This window comes from Streptomyces sp. NWU339 (genome assembly GCF_003143855.1).
Classification (GTDB): Bacteria; Actinomycetota; Actinomycetes; order Streptomycetales; family Streptomycetaceae; genus Streptomyces.
This window is the reverse complement of sequence record NZ_QFRK01000023.1, coordinates 21,025-38,665: the sequence shown is the minus strand read 5'-3', so window position 1 is coordinate 38,665 and position 17,641 is coordinate 21,025. Positions and strand designations below refer to the sequence as shown.

Genomic DNA, 17,641 nt, shown 5'->3' with positions numbered 1-17,641 from the left:
CATCCGGATATGTCTGATGTGCTATGTGCCGACATCGGGTGCGGCGATGCCCCCTCCACCTGCCGGACTCGTCACGCACAGCATCTTCTCGTCACTCGGAAGGGTGAACGAACCGGTCGCGAGGTCGGTGGCGATACGCACCGCCCCGTGCAGCGGATTGCCCTCGGCCGTCACCCGCCGAGCCCTCGGCAGCCGTTTCGCCAACTCCTCGCCCAGGGGTACGAGAAGCGGGTCGCCCATGTTGAACAGGCCACCGGTGAGCGCCACCAGAGGCTCGACCGAACCCGAACCTGCGCCGGCACCCGAACCCGGACCCGTCTCCGGGCAGACGGCCGCCGCCGAGTCGACCATGTGCCGGGCGGCCGCCCGCAGGATGTCCGCGGCGACGGCGTCATCGGCGGCGCACTCCGCCACCCGGGGTGCGAAGGAGGCGAGGACCGCCGGCCGGTCGGTGCGCGGATACAGGTGGCCGGGCAGCGCGGCCGCCGGGCCGAACATCTCCTCGGCGCACTCCAGCAGCCGGCTGGAGCCGCCGTCCCGTCCGTCATGGGCGCGCAGCGCCGCCTCCAGGCCCGCCCGCCCGATCCACGCGCCGCCGCCGCAGTCGCCGAGCAGATGCCCCCAGCCGTCCGCCCGGCGCCACCCGGTCAGATCGGTGCCGACGGCGATCAGGCCCGTACCGGCGGCGATCACGGCACCCGGCCGGGACCCCAGAGCGCCGACGTAGGCGGTGACGGCGTCGGCGGCCAGTGCCACACGCCGTACCCCCAGCTCCCGGGTCAGCGCCCCCGGCAGCTCGGCGCGCAGCGCGTCCCCGAGGCTGGCCAGTCCGGCCGCACCGACGGCCGCCGTGTCCAGCCGCCCGATTCCGGCCTCGGCGGCCAGCCCCCGTGCCATGGGCACGAGTTGCTCCATGAGATGCCCCGGGTCGATCCCCCGGGCACCGGTCCGCACCGGTTCACCGGAAGCACCCCGGGCGAGCGGACCGCGCCCGACGGCACCGACGACGACACGCAGCCCGGAGCCCCCGGAATCCACGGCGACGAATCCGGGCCCGGCGGACGAAGACACCGCGTTCCCCACCTCCTCGACGACCATGACGCGGAGGAACACTAGCGCCCGGACGCCTTCCCGGCGTAGGGGCCGGGCCGCTTGGTACGGGGTGTCGGTGTGAGCCACTAGAGTGATCCGGCGTGGCACCACGACCCTTGCATGAACTTGTTGAGCCCGGCTGGGCGAAGGCCCTGGAACCGGTGGCCGGACGCATCGCGGCCATGGGGGACTTCCTGCGCGCCGAGGTGGCGGCCGGCCGGACGTACCTCCCGGCGGGAGCGAACGTGCTGCGGGCGTTCCAGCAGCCCTTCGACGACGTACGCGTCCTGATCGTCGGTCAGGATCCCTATCCCACACCGGGAATGGCGATCGGCCTGAGTTTCGCGGTCTCGCCGGACGTGCGGTCGCTGCCCGGCAGCCTGGAGAACATCTACCGGGAACTGAACGCGGACCTGGGCCTGCCCAGGCCCGCCAACGGCGATCTGACCCCGTGGACCGAGCAGGGGGTCCTGCTGCTCAACAGGGCGCTCACCACCGCCCCGCGCAAGCCGGCCGCCCACCGGGGCAAGGGCTGGGAGGAGGTCACGGAGCAGGCGATCCGCGCCCTCGCCGCGCGGGGCGGCCCGTTGGTGTCGATCCTGTGGGGCCGGGACGCGCGCAATCTGCGCCCACTGCTCGGGGACTATCCCGCCATCGAGTCGGCTCACCCCTCGCCGATGTCGGCGGACCGGGGCTTCTTCGGCTCGCGCCCGTTCAGCCGGGCCAACGACTTCCTGGTCCGGCAGGGCGCCGCCCCCGTCGACTGGCGGCTGCCGTCGGCCCAGGAGACGAACACGGCGGTTCAGCAGGGCCGTTGACGCGGATTCCCGGGCCCGCCAGGAGGACGAACCCGACGATCCGAGTCCAGCGGTGCGCATCTGACCGGTCCGCACCGCGGGGCCTCGGATCTCTCCGGCCCTCAACTCCCCAGTCACCTCAGCCCCCTTAGCCCCCTCAACCCCTTCAGACAACCGCGGCCCGCACGCACAACACGTCCGGCAGATGCGCCGCGAGCTGTTGCCAGCTGTCGCCGTCGTCGGCCGACGCGTACACCTCACCGTTACGGTTGCCGAAGTACACGCCCGCGGGGTCGGCGCCGTCGTGGCACATCGCGTCGCGTAGCACCGTGCCGTAGTGGTCGCCCTGCGGCAGGCCCGCGGTGAGCGGCTCCCAGCTCCTGCCCGCGTCCGTGGTGCGGAAGACGCGGCAGCGCCGGTCGGCCGGGACTCGGTCGGAGTCGGCGTTGATCGGGAACACGTACGCCGTGTCACCTCGATGCGGATGCGCCACCACCGCGAAGCCGAACGTCGACGGCAGACCCTCGCCGATGTCCGTCCACCGCGCGCCCGCGTCGTCGCTGCGGTAGACGCCCCAGTGGTTCTGCAGATACAGCCGGTCCGGTGTCGCCGCGTCCCGGGCGACCTTGTGCACGCACTGCCCGAACTCCGGGTTCGGATCCGGCAGGAACACCGCGGAGACCCCGGAGTTGGAGGGGTCCCAGCTGACGCCGCCGTCGCGGGTGCGGAACACGCCCGCCGTGGACACGGCCACCGTCACCGCACGAGGATCCCGCTCGTCGGTCAGCACGGTGTGCAGACCCTCGCCGCCACCGCCCGGCACCCACTTGGAGCGGGTCGGATGCTCCCACAGCGGACGGACCAGATCGAAGGTCTCCCCGCGGTCCTCCGACCGGTAGAGCGCGGCCGGCTCGGTGCCCGCGTACACCACGTCCGGCTCCGCCACGGCCGGATGAAGCTGCCAGACCCGCTCCAGCGACGCCCCCGTGTCCTTGGGGAACCTGACGGCGGGCCGCGCCGGTTCGGTCCAGGTGCGGCCCAGGTCGTCGGAGTGGAACACGGACGGGCCCCAGTGCGCGCTGTCCCCGCCGACCAGCAGCCGGGGGACCGCGCCCCGGGTGTCGACGGCGATCGAGTACACCGCCTGGGCGTTGAAGTAGGGGCGGTCGTCGAACTCCCAGGCGCCACCCCGCCGGCGCCCGATGAACAGGCCTTTGCGGGTGCCCACGGCGAGCAGTACCTCGGTCATGCCGATCACCTCCGCGACGTCGCCGACGCCTTCGTCGACGCATCCGTTCCAGACAACGGCCAGTCTGCACCCCACCACTGACAGTCACTTTCGGATCAGGCGTCGTCGCAGGTCGGACCGGTGCGGCGGCCTACAGGGCCGGAAGCGCGCGGTTCACGATCGAGCCCAGGTCGGCCCCGTCGGGCAGCGTGCCGAACGAGTGCCCCCAGTCACCGCCGAGCCGCGTCGCGCAGAAGGCGTCGGCGACCGCTGAGGGGGCGTGCCGGACGAGGAGGGAACCCTGGAGGACCAGGGCCAGCTGCTCGACCAGCCGCCGGGCCCCCGCCTGTGTGCCCTCCGCCAGCCGGCCCTCGAGCCGGCTCACGGCCGTGTCCAGCCGGGCGTCCGCCCCCCGGCTGAGCGCGAGTTCGGCGAACAGGGCCTGCGCCGTGGCCGTGTCCCGGCCCAGCGCCCGCAGCACATCGAGGGCGTTGACGTTGCCCGAGCCCTCCCAGATCGACAGCAGCGGGGCCTCACGGTAGTGCCGGGGCATGCCCGACTCCTCGACGTAGCCGTTGCCGCCCAGGCACTCCAGGGCCTCGGCGGTGAAGGCCGGGCCCCGTTTGGTGACCCAGTACTTGCCGACGGCGGTCGCGATCCGGCGGAACGCGGCCTCCTGCGCGTCCCCGCGCACCGCGCGGTCGGCCGCCCCGGCGAGTCGCAGGGTCAGCGCTGTCGCGGCCTCCGACTCCAGGGCGAGATCGGCCAGCACGTTGAGCATCAGCGGCTGGTCGATCAGCCGGGCCCCGAAGGCACTGCGGTGGCGCACATGGTGCCCTGCCTCGACGAGCGTCTTGCGCATCAGCGCCGCCGACATCATCACGCAGTCCAGCCGGGTGCAGTTGACCATCTCGATGATGGTCTTCACGCCCTGCCCCTCCGGGCCGACCAGCCAGGCGACGGTCCCGTCGAACTCCGGCTCGGAGGACGCGTTGGACCGGTTGCCCAGCTTGTCCTTCAGCCGCTGGATGCGGAACGTGTTGCGCGTGCCGTCCGGCAGCACGCGCGGCAGCAGGAAGCACGACAGGCCCCCCGGAGCCTGCGCCAGCACCAGGAACACGTCGCACATCGGTGCCGACGTGAACCACTTGTGTCCGTGCAGCGTGTACACACCGGGCTCCGCGGTCGGCGTCGCCTTCGTGGTGTTGGTCCGGACGTCGGAGCCGCCCTGCTTCTCCGTCATCCCCATGCCGGCCAGCAGCCCGCGCTTCTCGCCCGGCACCCGCAGGCCCGGCTCGTACTCCCGGCTGGTCAGCAAGGGCTCGTACACCCGAGCCAGCTCCGGCTGCCGGCGCAGGGCGGGTACCGCCGCGTACGTCATGGAGGTCGGGCAGCCGTGCCCCGCGTCCGTGTGCCCCCACACGAGTCCGCCGGCGGTGCGCGCGACATGGGCGCCGGGCCGGTCGTCCGCCCAGGGCGCGCCGGCCAGTCCTTCGGTGACGGCCGTGCGCATCAGGTGGTGCCAGCTCGGATGGAACTCGACCTCGTCGATCCGGTTCCCGTACCGGTCGTGCGTGCGCAGTTCGGGCTCGTGGCGGTTGGCCTGTTCGCTCCACTCCTGCACCCGGGCACTGCCGGCCAGCCGGCCGAGCCGCCGCAGATCCTCCTCCGCCCAACCGGCGCCCTCGCGCCGCACCCCCTCCAGGAGGGCGGTGTCGTCGGAGGCGTCGTAGGGGGCCAGGGGAGCGGGCTGATTCAGGACGTCGTGCGTGGCGTACCCGCGGGGTGCCGCGAGTGCCTCCGGTGCCGCGTGTCCCTCGGGGGAGACGGCGAGTCCGCCGTGCTGCTCGTGCGCGATTGTCGTGGCCATACGCCGAGTGTTGCATCATCTCTACAGCTGTAGCAATGATGCAACACATGTCGTCCGGCAGTGCGCCGCAGGGCGAGAAGCGCGCCGTACAGTACGCATTCATGCGGATGAACGACCCGGAGCGAACCGGTGACCTGCGACTGCGTCCCCTGTCCGCGCGGTCGGTCGTGCTGAGCCTGCTGCTCGGCACGCACCCGCCACAGCTTCCGGCGCGGGAACTGGGGCGGCTCGTGGAGCGCTTCGGCGTCGGCGGGTCCACGCTGCGGGCCGCCCTCAGCCGGATGGTGGCCGCCGGTGATCTGTTGCGCACCGAAACCGGTGCCGGCTACCGCCTCAGTGACCGGTTGCTCGACCGCCAGACCCGCCAGGACGAGGCCGTACGGCCGAGCACGCGCGCGTGGGACGGCGACTGGGAGATGGTGGTGATCACCGCGACGGGACGCGGTCCCGCCGAGCGGGCGGATCTGCGCACCCGGCTGGCCGCCCTCAGGCTCGCCGAACTCCGCGAGGGCGTGTGGCTCCGGCCCGCCAACCTGGACCGCCCGCTGTCCGTGCCTCTCGACCAGGTGGCCCAGCACTACACGGCCCGCCCCGACAGGCCCGCCGCCGACCTGGCCGGGAGTCTGTGGCCGCTGGACGCCTGGGCGGGCACGGCCCGCGCGCTCCTCGCGCACATCGACGGCGCCGACCGCCCCGCCGACCGGCTCGCCGTCTTCGCGGCCGTCGTACGCCACCTGCTCACCGACCCCGTCCTGCCTGCGGCCCTCCTCCCCGCCGACTGGCCGGGCGACGCGCTGCGGGCCGCGTACACCGACTACCGGCGTGAACTCATCGGCGAGATCCGCGCGAGCGTGGGCGGGCCCGGTGGGCCCGGCGAGATCAGGGGAACCAGTGGAACCAGCGGGCGCACCGGGAACAGCGGACCGGGCGGGCGGAGGTAGCGCGGAGGAGGCAGGCGGTGCGCGGGGCACGAGGCGGCGGCCGTACGGAGCACCGCGCGGGGCGCTCCGTACGTCCGCCGCCTCACCGTGGGGGGCCGTTGTGCGAGGAAGGGCTACCTGTAGGTGATGTCGGACGACCCGTACTTGCAGTACGTGCCGTCGGCGTCCGAGCCGTTGGTGCTGGGCTCCTTGCCGGTGTTGTTGCCGATGTACTTCTGGCAGGGGATGATCTTCTTGCTGCTGTCCCCGATGACCGTGATGTTGCGCAGGGTCACGCTGTCGCCGTAGTTGGTGTTGATCCCGGCGATCCTGCCGCCCTTCCAGTTCACCTCGATCGTGTTGAGGTTGATCGTGCGTTTGTACTGCGTGGAGCAGTTGCCGCAGGAGCGCACGAAGGTGCCGAAATTCTTGACCGCGAAGTTCGACACGTTCAGCGTTCCGGCGCCGTTGAACTGGAACACCTTGTCGCTGGCTTCCTTCGCCCCGCCGCCGCTGACGGTGTAGACCGATGACGACGACTTGCCCTTGAAGGTCGCCGCGTCCTCGCCGACGTCCTCCCACCACACGTTCTGCAGCGTGCAGGACCCCTTGCAGTGAGCCTCCGCCAACTTGAAGTAGCAGGTCAAAGGGCTCGTGTGACTGGTGTTGCGGGTACTCATGCTGGTCGTGGGCGGAAGTCCACGGTGAAGATCATCCGTCAGCGGTTGATTTCGAGGTTCGTCAGGACGAGCAGAGCTCGCAGGAGTTGGGTGGCGCGGGCGGGGTCGGTGCGGAGTTTGGTGAGGATCCTCCAGTTCTTGAGGTGGGCGAAGCCGTGTTCGACCGGAGCGCGTCCGAAGGCGAGTACGCGGTTGGCCTCCTTCTCGCCCGGGGTGAGCTTGTGGGTGCGGCTGGCCGCGTAGCCGGTGACGATCACGGGGTTGAGGATGTCGTTGTCCAGGCCGCGGAAGCCGAGGTCGGCCAAGGCTCCGAGGCCGGCGGCGCGCAGGTGGGTCAGGATGTGGTCGTGGCGGGCGGCGGTGTTGTCGTGGGTGCGGCCGGGCCGGGCGGCTGATATCCAGATCAGGCGGCCGTTCTCGTCGGTCAGGGCGAGGAAGTGCAGGCCGTGACGCCGTTGCTTTCCGGAGTAGTTGCGCCGGTCAGCTTTGCCGGTGCGGCGCTGGGTCGGGACGAGGGTGCCGTCGATCAGGACGACTTCCCCGCCCTGCCTGGCGATCTTCCTCAGGGTTCGGTCCAGGCGCGGCGCTTGGGCGGCGAGTAGTGCGATGAGTTCGTCGCGCCAGCGGCGGACGGTGGACTCGGAGACGTTGTTGCCGCCGGCCATGTCAGCCAGGCGTTGGTCATGGCGCAGTATGCCCAGGACGATCACCGCGATTTTCCCGGGTGGCATGATCCGCCAGCGTGACCGTATCGCTTTCAGGTGGCGGCGTAGCAGGTCGGCGAGGTGGTTGACGGTGCGCGTGGACAGCGGCAGGCGGCACTGGTAGACAAGCGGGCAGGTGTCCTCGGCGTGCTCTTTGGTTTTCGTCACACAACTCCAACGGTCGCCGGGGACACCCTGGTTACGGCTCTGCCGCCACTGGACCCGTCATGCTGGAGAAGATCACAGGCGGGTGGTGAACCGGCCGTCGGGCTGCTTTCGCAGCCAGCCGCGGTCGGTCAGTCTGATCAGTTTGCCGCGCAGCGGCTCCAGCTTGGACTTCACGCTGACGTCCACTCCCAGCGTCTCGCCAACTTGCCGGGCCGTGACCGGTCCGCCGGCTTGGCGCACGACGGTGAGGATGCGCTGGTAGTCCGGCGGGAGCATAATTTCCTGCGTTTCCGGGCCGCGGTGCGGAACGAGCATCACTGCCCGCCCGGCCACCTGGCCGGGCGCCGGGGCGACCGAGGCACGCTCACCCGCGATCTCTTCGCTCACGCGCTCAAGGACTCTTTCAGCGACGGCGAGTTCGTCCCTCTCGGATCGCACCCTGGCCAGCTGCCCGACCAGCTGTGCTTCGAGGTCGTCGAGTTCCGCGCGTCGCGCGGTGATCCGTTCCAGCAGTTCGGGATCCAGCATGCACTGGATCGTAGAAGACCATCGAACCACGACGGGCAGGAACTGACTGCGGGCGGCCGAAGCCGACCACTGATCCGTTGCTGGGGATCGCTGGGATAGCGGCGGAGGGCAGGGCCCACCGGGACAACCGAGGGAGGTATTCAACGCTCAAGTCTGCCCGTTCGGGCACTCCCGCCGTCATGCGCTTGTCGATTATCGATATCTTCCGCTAGCGTGCACATATCGATAATCGATAAGGAGAGATATGAGGAACACGCGACTCACGCAGGCCCTGGCCTCGCTCACCCTTGCGCTGGCGGTGCTCTGCGCCCTCGCATTCGTCGGCACGGCGGTCACGCACATACTCGACGACGGGGCGGTCTGTGCGAAGACGGACTTCTGGCACAACGCCACGCTGGAAGGCGGCGTCCCCGTGGGCGCGGACGTGAAGGCGTCCAGCAGTACCACACGCCTGTGCCAGGACAGCCCCTCCGCGGGTCAGCGTGCCGCCGACCTCGGGAACCTGCTGCCATGGTGGCTCTTCGGATCCGTGGCACTGCTTCTCTTCTCCCGGCTGCTCGCGGCCGTTGTGCGGGAGGGACCGTTCACCGCCCCCGTGGCATCCCGGATCTCCTCTCTGGGGTGGTTCCTCACCGTCGGAACGCCGGTAGCTGGCCTCGTCGTCGGCTGGTCGCAGTCCTGGCTCGTGGGCAGCATGGCGCCGATGATTGGCTCCGGACCGGCAATCTCCGGATCCATGGTTCTCGTCCTCGTTGGCCTCGCCACGGTGATCATGGGGAAGATCATGCGCGAGGGCGTGCACATGCGAGAGGACCTCGAAGGGACCATTTGATGCCCGACGATGAGGAGCCTCACTCGATCCGGATCCACCTCGACCGCTTTCTCGCCGAGCGCGGCATGACGCTCACCGAGCTGTCCTCGCAGGTCGGCATCACCGTCGTCAACCTGTCCGTGCTGAAAAACGGCCGGGCCAAGGCCGTCCGCTTTTCAACCCTGTCGAGGATCTGCGAGGTCTTGCGGTGCCAGCCGGGAGACCTGATCACCTACGAACCCACCAAGCCCGGTCCATAGCCGACCGATCCGGCAGACGATCTACTCCACAGACTCCCGCCGACGACCAGCGCGACTGCGCCTTCAGACCGGCACGCCAGCCCTTTGACCAGCAACTTCAAGTTGGCGAAGGCTCAGTCCCCTTCAGGCAACCACTGTGGCTCTGCGGGGTTGGCGGGTGGAGGGGCGGGGCACAGGGGTTGGGTAGGCACGGGCAGGGCATGGACGATCCAGAGACCAGGGTGACCCTGATGATCACGGTGATTGCCGGCGCCGCAGCCGTCCGTTCCGCAACGGCCGTTGCCGACGCACGCGATACGGCACGGGCCTTCCTCGAAGGTTTGCGGCAGCCGGCCGTGGCCCCTGACGCAGCGGACACTGTTGTCTTGGTCGTGTCCGAGCTCGTCCCCCATGCCCTGCGCCACGGCGGGGGCCGCTGCACACTGGAACTGACTGCGCACCCCGACGCCATCGAGGTGGCCGTCCACGACGGCAGTCGGCATCCGCCGCGCATGCGCACCCCTGACCTGAACGGCGGCACCGGGGGCTTCGGCTGGCCCATGGTCAACCGCCTCGCCCACACCACGACGGTCACCCGCCGGGCCTCCGGCGGCAAGACCGTGAGCGCCTGCCTTGCCCGGTAGCGTCACCGCTCAAGCAGCCGGATGGCCGGCGAACATGGTCCGCCTCATGTCGCAGCCTGACGAGCTGCTCGTTGACGTCGCCGCCCTGGTGGAGTCCGACCAGAGCAATCAGAGTCCCTGACCGTGGTCACCGGTGGCGCTGTCATCACCGGTCGACTGGCTCTCGCAGCCACGTGGAGGCAGAGGGTGTCGGATGTGCTGACGGATTCCGCCCGCCTGGGCGAGTTCGCCGCCGTCTTCGACTCCCCCGCGAAGAAGGACGGGCCGCCCACGCATCTGCACTTCCATGGCGCCCGGATCCTGCAGGGCGTCCTGGGGATCCCGGAGACGGGTGGGATGTACCGGGTTGCGATCGAGGACGTCAGCGCCTGGACCGTGGGCGACTTCAGCTGTTCCGACCACTGAGCGACGGCGACGGGAACATGCTGCACGCAGTGTGGGCCCGACCGGCGTACCGGTCGGGCCCACACTGCTGGTCAGATGTCGGCTCGTGCCTGTTTACCCGGTCAGACCGTCCCGGGGGTGCCGAGCATCGCGGAGGCGTGCTGCAGCGAGCCGGGGATGCCCAGAGGCGCGGCCTCGGGGAGGGCGCGGCAGGTGAAGCCGAGCTGAGTCATGGCCCGGAGGACTTCGGCGGCACTGAAGTCACGGCGGTCCTGGCGGGTGATGACTTGGCCGACTTGCTTGACGGGGTAGTGGCGGCGGCCGATGATCACCGATTCTCCGGCGACCGGTTCGGGCTTGATGCCCTTCATCGCTTCCAGCACTCCGCCCTTGGTGAGCTCGAAGGGGAAGCGGGCGATGACGCAGCGCATGTGGCCTCACAGAGAGAAGGGAAGAACGGTCCGACCAGGGGCGAGACGTTTCAACGGGAGAGGGCGAGGCTGCCCGGGGCGCTGCCTTGCTCGTCGACGACCCGCAGAACACCGAGCCGACGGGAGCACATCGCGTGCTCGGCTTCGCCCCTCGTGGTCACGGGTGAGGTGAACGATCCGTGGTCGCCGAGGATGTCGCGCAGGCGGACGCGATCCGTATGAGCGCCGCTGTCGCGGACGGCGGTGAGGTCGGTTCGGGTCACCGGGCCGATGCGCTGGTCGTCCTGGTCGCAGACGACCAGTCGGCCCGTGCGGGCGGCGGCCATGACGGCCAGCGCCACCTCGACGCTCATGTCGTCACAGACCTGCGGTCCGGCCGCGTCGATGAACTCAACCACCGTCCTGTGCACGGGGTTGGCGTCCGCAGAGCGGGGCTGCATCTGGACCAGCGTCAAGAGGTGCCTCCTGCAGAGATGGGTCAGCTTCCTGATCACGAAGGTTCTAGGCCACCGCGCCGAGGACGGGCTGGCGTACGGGAGCCCGCCGGGTCGTCGAGGAGGGGCGGCGCCGACCGCGGGAGGAGGCGCTGCGCTTGGGGCGGTCGACCACCGGTGCGGTGATGACGACCGGGATGCCGGACGGGGCCTGGGCTCCGGTGATCCGGCTCAGGGCCTCGTCTCCCGAGCGGATCTGGGTGGTCTGCGGCCGGATTCCGGCGTCCGACATGAGGCGGACCATGCCGCGGCGCTGGTTCGGGGTGACCAGCGTGACGACGCTGCCGGACTCGCCGGCGCGGGCGGTACGGCCGCCACGGTGGAGGTAGTCCTTGTGGTCGGTCGGCGGATCCACGTTGACGACCAGGTCGAGGTTGTCGACGTGGATGCCGCGCGCCGCGACGTTGGTTGCCACCAGCACGGTGACGTGCCCCATCTTGAACTGCGCCAGCGTGCGGGTGCGTTGCGGCTGCGACTTGCCGCCGTGCAGCGCGGCAGCGCGTACCCCGCTGTTGAGCAGGTCCTGGGTCAGCCGGTCGACGGCGTGCTTGGTGTCCAGGAACATGATCACGCGGCCGTCGCGGGCGGCGATCTCCGTCGTGGCGGCGTGCTTGTCGGCGCCGTGGACGTGCAGGACGTGGTGCTCCATCGTCGTGACCGCACCGGCCGACGGGTCGACCGAATGCACGACGGGGTCCGTCAGATAGCGGCGCACCAGCAGGTCGACGTTGCGGTCCAGGGTGGCGGAGAACAGCATCCGCTGCCCCTCCGGACGCACCTGGTCGAGCAACGCGGTGACCTGCGGCATGAAACCCATGTCGGCCATCTGGTCGGCCTCGTCCAGCACCGTGATGCCTACGTGGTTCAGCCGGCAGTCGCCACGGTCGATGAGGTCCTTGAGCCGTCCGGGCGTCGCGACGACGACCTCGGCCCCGCCGCGCAGCGCGCCGGCCTGCCGGCCGATCGACATCCCGCCCACCACCGTGGCCAGCCGCAGCCGGACGGAGCGGGCGTACGGGGTGAGCGCGTCGGTGACCTGCTGCGCCAGCTCACGCGTCGGTACGAGGATCAGCCCCAGCGGCTGGCGGGGCTCAGCACGCTGTCCAGCGGTACGGGCGAGTAGGGCGAGGCCGAAGGCGAGGGTCTTGCCGGAACCGGTGCGCCCGCGGCCCAAAACGTCACGGCCCGCCAGGGAGTTGGGCAGCGTCGCGCCCTGGATCGGGAACGGCGCGGTCACCCCCTGCTTGCCGAGTTCGGCCAGCAGCTGCTCGGGCATGTCGAGATCGGCGAACGCCTCAACGGCGGGCAATGCGGGGGTGATCGTCCTGGGCAGTGCGAACTCACCCTGCACTGCGGCGGGCCGGCGGCCGTAACCACCGGACCGGGCAGGCCCGCCCGAACGGGGCTGTGCCTGCGAGCCGAAGCGGCTGCCGTCCCTTCCTGCGTCGGCACTGCCATTACGGGCGCGGGCGGAACGATCGTTCGTACGTGTGCGGTTCATGCGGAACCTTCCTCGATGTGGCACATATCAAGGAATTCCCGCAGCAATGAGCGACATGGAGAATTACAAGTATGGACCGGTGGCAAAAGAAAACAGCTTTGGGCCGGCGGAAATATCCGGGGCACAGGTGCTGAAATGGGTGACGCGATGGGGACGTAAGATCCGAGCGTCGGCTGTGGCGCAGCTCTTCAGGACGCTCGTGCATCACTGAAGGAGGAGCCGCGCGTGGTGGGACTGCGGATTCCTCCGAGTCGTCCCGCGAGTGAAACCGCTGCGGGAGATGCATGCAGCTGGGGCCCGCACCCCGAAGGATGCGGGCCCCAGCTACAGATGGTGCGTGAGCGTCAGGCCGGAACGATGTTCTCGGCCGTCGGGCCCTTCTGGCCCTGTGCGATGTCGAAGTTGACCTTCTGACCTTCGAGCAGCTCACGGAAGCCCTGCGCGGCGATGTTCGAGTAGTGGGCGAACACGTCAGCGCCGCCACCGTCCTGCTCGATGAAGCCGAAGCCCTTTTCCGCGTTGAACCACTTCACGGTACCAGCAGCCATGTCATATCTCCTTTGGGGCAGTACATCGGAATCCGCACCGTACGGACACCGTGTCGCCGCGATGATTACCCCGCCCGGAAAATGACCGGATTTACAAAAGTGCTCCCGACCGACAGAAGCCGGGTCGGGGGCACTTGAAGTTTTGGGAACCACAACTGCAACTGAGATCGACAGTAGCACACTGGAACGGCCCGTGCGCATTACGCAATTCCGCTCTGCTCATTGCGGCAAAAACTCTCACTACGCGGTCCGTCAAAGCCTCACTTCGCGAGCACAGATATTGATCCACTCGGAGTGCTACGTTTCAGGAAGAGCGGTCTCACAAAGTGCAACCCTGACCGCCAGGGGGCAACGACGTACGCGGCTGTCCGTAAGACGTCTTCGAAAGGCGTCCAGCAGCACCCTCGCCTCGCTCCTGATGCGGGCGTGACATTCGAAGACAACTCCTAGTGTCATGAGTCTTTGATTCGATTCAGATATCCGGCGAGGCGTTCGAGGATCTCGTCGGCGGTCTTGGTCCAGACGAAGGGCCGGGGGTTGTCGTTCCAGTCGGTGATCCAGGCCCGGATGTCTTTCTCCAGGGCCTGGACGTTCTTGTGAACCCCGCGTCGTATCTGCTTGTCCGTCAGGAGACCGAACCAGCGCTCGACCTGGTTCAGCCAGGAAGAGCTGGTCGGGGTGAAGTGCAGGTGGAAGCGAGGGTGGGCCAGCAGCCACTTCTGGATCGCGGGGGTCTTGTGGGTGGCGTAGTTGTCGCAGATCAGGTGCACATCGAGGTCGGCAGGGACCTCCTTGTCCAGCTTGGCCAGGAACTTCTTGAACTCCACCGCCCGGTGCCGGCGGTGGAGTGAGGAGATGACCTCGCCGGTGGCCGTGTTCAGGGCGGCGAACAGGGTGGTCACGCCGCCGCGCAGGTAGTCGTGGGTGCGGCGCTCGGGCATGCCGGGCATCATCGGCAGCACCGGCGCGGACCGGTCCAGTGCCTGTATCTGCGACTTCTCGTCCACGCAGAGGACGATCGCCCGCTCCGGCGGATCCAGGTACAGGCCGACGACGTCACGGACCTTCTCGATGAACTGTGGGTCCCTGGACAGCTTGAAGGTGTCCACCAGGTGCGGCTTGAGGCCGAAGGTCCGCCAGATCCGCGAGATGGTGGACTGGCTCAGCCCGCTGGCCGCCGCCATCTCCCGGGTCGACCAGTGCGTGGCGTTCTTCGGGGTGGTCTCCAGCGTGCGCACCACCACCTCCTCGACCTTCTCGTCGTCCACCGTGCGCGGCGGACCGGGCCGCGGCTCGTCGGACAGGCCCTCAAGCCGGCCGGCCGCGAACCGCTTGCGCCATTTGGCCACCGTGACCGGATGGACCCCAAGTTCCTTGCCCACGGCGGTGTTCGAGCCGCCGTCCGCGCACGCGAGCACGATCCGGCAGCGCAGTGCCAGCGCCTGCGAGGAGGTCGCCCGTCGTGACCAGCGCAGCAGCGTCTCTCGCTCCTCGTCCGTCAGAACCACCTCGACCGTCGGCCGACCCATGCGTGCCATGCCCACAGCCTATTTCTATAGCGAACTGAAGACTCACGACACTAGTCCGGAGCCTCCCACCGATCCGCTCCACCGCGGGCCACACCGACGTCGGCCGGCCACGCTCCACGGGGCAAGGGCTGTGACTACTTCCACTTGCGCTGATGGCTGCGCTGGCAAGGCATCACCCCGTACAGCGCTGACGGTGGACTGTGGCCACTTCGTCTCGCAGATCAGGGTTGTGTGAAACTACGTATTTACAGCGGCCGACCTCGATCGTGTGTGGAGCGAGCTGAGGTGTGCGCTATTTCGATGGCTCTGGGAGTGCCGGAGGTGAGGGAGTCGCCGGGAGAGGCCGCCGGCGCAGGCGATCCCCCCGCCAGGGCAGAGACGACGGCACACACGGAGCGCGCGGCGTCCAGCGGCTCCTGCATGCCGGCCACCATGCAGGCGAAGCCGGTGCCCTGCGAACCGGCACACCGCGTCATTCCGAAGGAATGCGAAACTCGAATTCGGGACGGTCCCACAGCACGGCGGGCGGGTTCGCGAGCGCGGTCCCGATCCGCACTGCACCGACGCGGTGGTAGAAGTCCTCGGCGGGAAGATGCGACACGACCTTGACACGGTCGAGCCCGGCGGCACGGGCCTCGGACTGCATGTGTGCGACGAGCAGTCGTCCAATACCCCGTCCTTGCGCTTCGTCGGCGACGAACAGCAGGTCGAGCTCCGGTGGAGCGAGGACGAGCGAGTAGAACCCGAGGACCCGGCCTCCATGCTCGTCGGCGCCGACGGCTACGAAAGCGCGGTGGGCCTCGATGTAATCAGGACCGACCCGGTAGCCCGCGACTGCGGCTGCGTACTTACCCTCGTAAGCGTCTGAGCCACGCACGAGCCGCGTGAGCCGTTTGGCATCCCGCGCGACGGCCCTCCGTATCGTGATCGGCTGACTGATCGGGGAAGTGCGTGAACTCATCGGGAGAGTATTTCGCACCGGGGGGTGCCTTCGTGCGGCGGGTCGGCTGCTCGGGCAGGCGTTCCTGCACCGCTCCCGGGAACCACTCGCCCAGGCCCCGATCGACCACGTCACTGCCACCGTCGCCCGCCAGCAGCAACTGGACGCCCGAACCGCTGCGGAGGAACTGGAGAACGGGGTGGTCGACGGCTGCTTCCCCTGGGCCTGCCGCAGCGAAAGCCAGCCTGTGCAGGACGATTTCGGGCTGGCCTCGTGAGGCGGATCATCCTCGACCTGTTCGCCGGCCCCGGCGGCTGGAGCCACGCCCTCACCGTCCTCGGAGCCCGGGACGTCGGCCCGGAGCCGCGCACGGGATCTCCATGCGCCCTTCCCCGCGCTCCGCGCAGCCCCGAGGGGACAGTCAGTGTCGCAATCGCCTTCACAGGCGTTGGACTTTGCGAGAGCGAAAGAAACGACCTGGTTGGTCGCGAAGAGTTCCCGGGTCGCATGCTGCGCATCGGCCGTAAGACGGGTGTCGCCCCCGCGTCCTTGCTTAGGGTGCCCGAGAGAGGAGGGCCCGAGTGCAACGGCGCCCCCGGACACTGCAACCCACCCACTCGGAAGCCTCGCCGGGCCGCACCTTAGGGGCTCCTCGTCGAACGCCGCTCTCACAGCCGCTCTCACACTGCCCCTATGACAAGGATTGTGGCTGTGTGGGTCTGACCAGGTGAAAGACCTCTCGGGCAGCGTAGCGTTTGAGGCTTCGAACTATCTCACGCCGTGTTTTGCCCTCCTTGCTGCGGCGTTCGTAGTAGTCCTGGGTACGCGGGTCGACGCGCAGGCGAGTCTGCACGATCCGGTGCAGGGCGGCGTTGGCCTGCCGATCGCCACCACGGTTGAGACGCCGGTACTGCCGACTGCCCGAGGAACGCTCCACCGGGCTGGCCCCGCACAGCGCGGCGAAGGACGCCTCACTGCCCAGGCGTTCCGGGTTGTCCCCCACCGTGATCAGCAACGTGACCGCCGTGTCCGGACCGATGCCCACCACCGCGAGCAGATCCGGGGCATGGCGGTTCACGAGCCGGGTCAGGCGGTCTTCCAGGTCCTTGATCTGCTCGGTGAGCTGCCCGATGCGCCGAGCCAGCAGACACAGCGTGACACGGGTGGCGTGGAGCACCGCTTCCTCGCCGTCCCCCTCCTCCAGGCCGTCCTCGGCGAACCCTGCGCAGGTACGGAAGAGTTCCGCGTTGGGCAGCCCCGCCAGTTCCTCCCGCAGGCGCGGGTCGGCRCTGATGAGGACGGCCTTGAGCTGGTTGATGGCCTGGGTGCGGGCCTTGACCGCCGAGTCCTTGGCGAGCTTGTACATCCGGGCGRTCTCTACTGGTCCATCGCCCGACTTGGCCTGAGCGCGCGCCCGCCCGCTCAGCACCGCCCGGGCCGCGTTCTCGGCATCCAGCGGGTCCGACTTGCCGCGCCGGCGACGGTCGGCCCGGTCGGACCGGTTCACATCGAACACGTCCACGCCCTGACCCAGCAGGTAGCGGGACAGGGCCGCCCCGAAGGAACCGGTGCCCTCGACTCCCGCCCGCCGCACCGTGCCCAGCCCTCTGGCCCACTCCAGCAAGTCGCGGTACCCGGCCGCGGTGGCGGGAAACGCCTCCGTGCCGAGCACTCTTCCCACCAGCGAGAGCACAGCCGCCACATGGGCATCCCGATGCGTGTCCACCCCGAGAACCACTTCCCCCGTTGGCCGGCGTCGGCGGCCACGCGGAGGACGGGACGTTCCGGTCATGCTCGGTCACCTCCCGACTCGACGGCCAATCGCGTAGCCGGCACCGGACCGTGCGGACGGTCAGAATCGTGATGACGCCTGGTCGGCAAGCCCCTATCGAGACACACCCGGTCGGCCCGATGCCAGCAACGCACCACCCCCGGCCGGCGGTCGACACAGTGTGAGCAAGACACCCCGGTCAACGCTGTCAGGAGTCAGACCTCCGCCGCAGGACAGCACCCACCAATTCTCCCCACACTCGAAGCCCTCGACCCCAACTCCGCAGGACATGCCCAATACGTATTCCGTGAATGCAGAATCTGACTCTGGCTCGACTACAACAGACCGCAAAGGCCAACATC

At 69.2% G+C, this 17,641-nt stretch carries 19 protein-coding genes and 2 pseudogenes; 8 read left to right on the top strand and 13 right to left on the bottom strand.

Going from position 1 to position 17,641, the window contains the following annotated elements; genetic code table 11:
• Positions 1–21: 21 nt before the first annotated feature.
• Positions 22–1,071: an N-acetylglucosamine kinase gene (locus DIZ27_RS24915; protein WP_375232003.1), complete on the bottom strand. Its 1,050-nt coding sequence runs from the start codon at positions 1,069–1,071 to the stop codon at positions 22–24.
• 122 nt (positions 1,072–1,193) lie between these two features.
• Here DIZ27_RS24915 and DIZ27_RS24910 point away from each other — a divergent pair, with 122 nt between their 5' ends.
• Positions 1,194–1,910: a uracil-DNA glycosylase gene (locus tag DIZ27_RS24910; protein ID WP_109380681.1), complete on the top strand. Its 717-nt coding sequence runs from the start codon at positions 1,194–1,196 to the stop codon at positions 1,908–1,910.
• A 145-nt stretch (positions 1,911–2,055) separates the two neighbouring features.
• Here the strand turns inward: DIZ27_RS24910 and DIZ27_RS24905 are convergent, their stop codons facing one another.
• On the bottom strand, positions 2,056–3,216 hold the full coding sequence (locus DIZ27_RS24905) for a sialidase family protein (RefSeq protein WP_109380680.1): 1,161 nt from the start codon (positions 3,214–3,216) through the stop codon (positions 2,056–2,058).
• 52 nt (positions 3,217–3,268) lie between these two features.
• Entirely contained in the window at positions 3,269–4,987 is a 1,719-nt protein-coding gene (locus DIZ27_RS24900) for a DNA alkylation response protein (protein ID WP_258308531.1), read from the bottom strand.
• Positions 4,988–5,088: 101 nt separating this feature from the next.
• On the opposite strand from DIZ27_RS24900, the gene DIZ27_RS24895 reads away from it, so the two are divergent.
• Positions 5,089–5,928 carry a PaaX family transcriptional regulator C-terminal domain-containing protein gene (locus tag DIZ27_RS24895; protein ID WP_109380771.1) on the top strand — a complete coding sequence of 280 codons (840 nt, stop codon included), beginning with the start codon at positions 5,089–5,091 and terminating at the stop codon, positions 5,926–5,928.
• Positions 5,929–6,041: 113 nt separating this feature from the next.
• Here DIZ27_RS24895 and DIZ27_RS24890 read toward each other — a convergent pair.
• The 3 genes and pseudogenes from DIZ27_RS24890 to DIZ27_RS45905 all read right to left on the bottom strand — a co-directional run.
• Positions 6,042–6,524, bottom strand: a pseudogene (locus DIZ27_RS24890) (pectate lyase); the annotation flags it as partial.
• A 101-nt stretch (positions 6,525–6,625) separates the two neighbouring features.
• Complete coding sequence (locus DIZ27_RS24885) at positions 6,626–7,459, bottom strand: transposase family protein (protein ID WP_181383610.1); 834 nt, start codon at positions 7,457–7,459, stop codon at positions 6,626–6,628.
• Positions 7,460–7,531: 72 nt separating this feature from the next.
• Positions 7,532–7,987, bottom strand: a complete 456-nt coding sequence (locus tag DIZ27_RS45905; protein ID WP_181383677.1) for a hypothetical protein — start codon at positions 7,985–7,987, stop codon at positions 7,532–7,534.
• Between the two features lie 244 nt (positions 7,988–8,231).
• Between DIZ27_RS45905 and DIZ27_RS24875 the strand changes: the two genes are divergently transcribed.
• The 4 genes and pseudogenes from DIZ27_RS24875 to DIZ27_RS24860 all read left to right on the top strand — a co-directional run bounded on the left by DIZ27_RS24875 (position 8,232) and on the right by DIZ27_RS24860 (position 10,086).
• Positions 8,232–8,819 carry a DUF2975 domain-containing protein gene (locus DIZ27_RS24875; RefSeq protein WP_109380679.1) on the top strand — a complete coding sequence of 196 codons (588 nt, stop codon included), beginning with the start codon at positions 8,232–8,234 and terminating at the stop codon, positions 8,817–8,819.
• Positions 8,819–9,058 carry a helix-turn-helix transcriptional regulator gene (locus DIZ27_RS24870; protein WP_109380678.1) on the top strand — a complete coding sequence of 80 codons (240 nt, stop codon included), beginning with the start codon at positions 8,819–8,821 and terminating at the stop codon, positions 9,056–9,058. Before DIZ27_RS24875 ends, DIZ27_RS24870 begins: the two co-directional genes overlap by 1 nt.
• A 230-nt stretch (positions 9,059–9,288) precedes the next feature.
• Entirely contained in the window at positions 9,289–9,681 is a 393-nt protein-coding gene (locus DIZ27_RS24865; RefSeq protein WP_109380769.1) for an ATP-binding protein, read from the top strand.
• Between the two features lie 46 nt (positions 9,682–9,727).
• Positions 9,728–10,086: pseudogene (locus DIZ27_RS24860) on the top strand (hypothetical protein).
• Between the two features lie 101 nt (positions 10,087–10,187).
• Here the strand turns inward: DIZ27_RS24860 and DIZ27_RS24855 are convergent.
• Genes DIZ27_RS24855 through DIZ27_RS24845 form a run of 3 tightly spaced genes read right to left on the bottom strand, consistent with a single transcriptional unit; the run spans position 10,188 to position 12,491 of the window.
• The gene (locus DIZ27_RS24855; protein WP_109380677.1) at positions 10,188–10,496 is read right to left on the bottom strand and encodes an SCO5918 family protein; all 309 of its coding nucleotides are present in this window, start codon (positions 10,494–10,496) and stop codon (positions 10,188–10,190) included.
• 50 nt (positions 10,497–10,546) lie between these two features.
• Positions 10,547–10,951 carry a CBS domain-containing protein gene (locus tag DIZ27_RS24850; RefSeq protein WP_109380676.1) on the bottom strand — a complete coding sequence of 135 codons (405 nt, stop codon included), beginning with the start codon at positions 10,949–10,951 and terminating at the stop codon, positions 10,547–10,549.
• Between the two features lie 46 nt (positions 10,952–10,997).
• Positions 10,998–12,491, bottom strand: coding sequence for a DEAD/DEAH box helicase (locus tag DIZ27_RS24845; protein ID WP_109380675.1), 1,494 nt, complete (start codon positions 12,489–12,491; stop codon positions 10,998–11,000).
• Positions 12,492–12,537: 46 nt separating this feature from the next.
• Between DIZ27_RS24845 and DIZ27_RS45900 the strand changes: the two genes are divergently transcribed.
• Entirely contained in the window at positions 12,538–12,702 is a 165-nt protein-coding gene (locus tag DIZ27_RS45900) for a hypothetical protein (RefSeq protein WP_181383676.1), read from the top strand.
• 133 nt (positions 12,703–12,835) lie between these two features.
• Here the strand turns inward: DIZ27_RS45900 and DIZ27_RS24840 are convergent, their stop codons facing one another.
• From DIZ27_RS24840 to DIZ27_RS24830, 3 genes are all read right to left on the bottom strand, one after another.
• Positions 12,836–13,039 carry a cold-shock protein gene (locus tag DIZ27_RS24840; protein ID WP_003973099.1) on the bottom strand — a complete coding sequence of 68 codons (204 nt, stop codon included), beginning with the start codon at positions 13,037–13,039 and terminating at the stop codon, positions 12,836–12,838.
• Between the two features lie 452 nt (positions 13,040–13,491).
• Positions 13,492–14,577, bottom strand: coding sequence for an IS630 family transposase (locus DIZ27_RS24835; protein WP_109380768.1), 1,086 nt, complete (start codon positions 14,575–14,577; stop codon positions 13,492–13,494).
• Between the two features lie 463 nt (positions 14,578–15,040).
• Positions 15,041–15,529, bottom strand: a complete 489-nt coding sequence (locus DIZ27_RS24830; RefSeq protein ID WP_181383675.1) for a GNAT family N-acetyltransferase — start codon at positions 15,527–15,529, stop codon at positions 15,041–15,043.
• Here DIZ27_RS24830 and DIZ27_RS24825 point away from each other — a divergent pair.
• Positions 15,516–15,785, top strand: a complete 270-nt coding sequence (locus DIZ27_RS24825) for a hypothetical protein (protein WP_258308530.1) — start codon at positions 15,516–15,518, stop codon at positions 15,783–15,785. The genes DIZ27_RS24830 and DIZ27_RS24825 overlap by 14 nt on opposite strands.
• Positions 15,786–16,199: 414 nt before the next feature.
• Here the strand turns inward: DIZ27_RS24825 and DIZ27_RS24815 are convergent, their stop codons facing one another.
• Positions 16,200–17,300, bottom strand: a complete 1,101-nt coding sequence (locus tag DIZ27_RS24815) for an IS110 family transposase (protein WP_109380673.1) — start codon at positions 17,298–17,300, stop codon at positions 16,200–16,202.
• Positions 17,301–17,641: the final 341 nt, after the last annotated feature.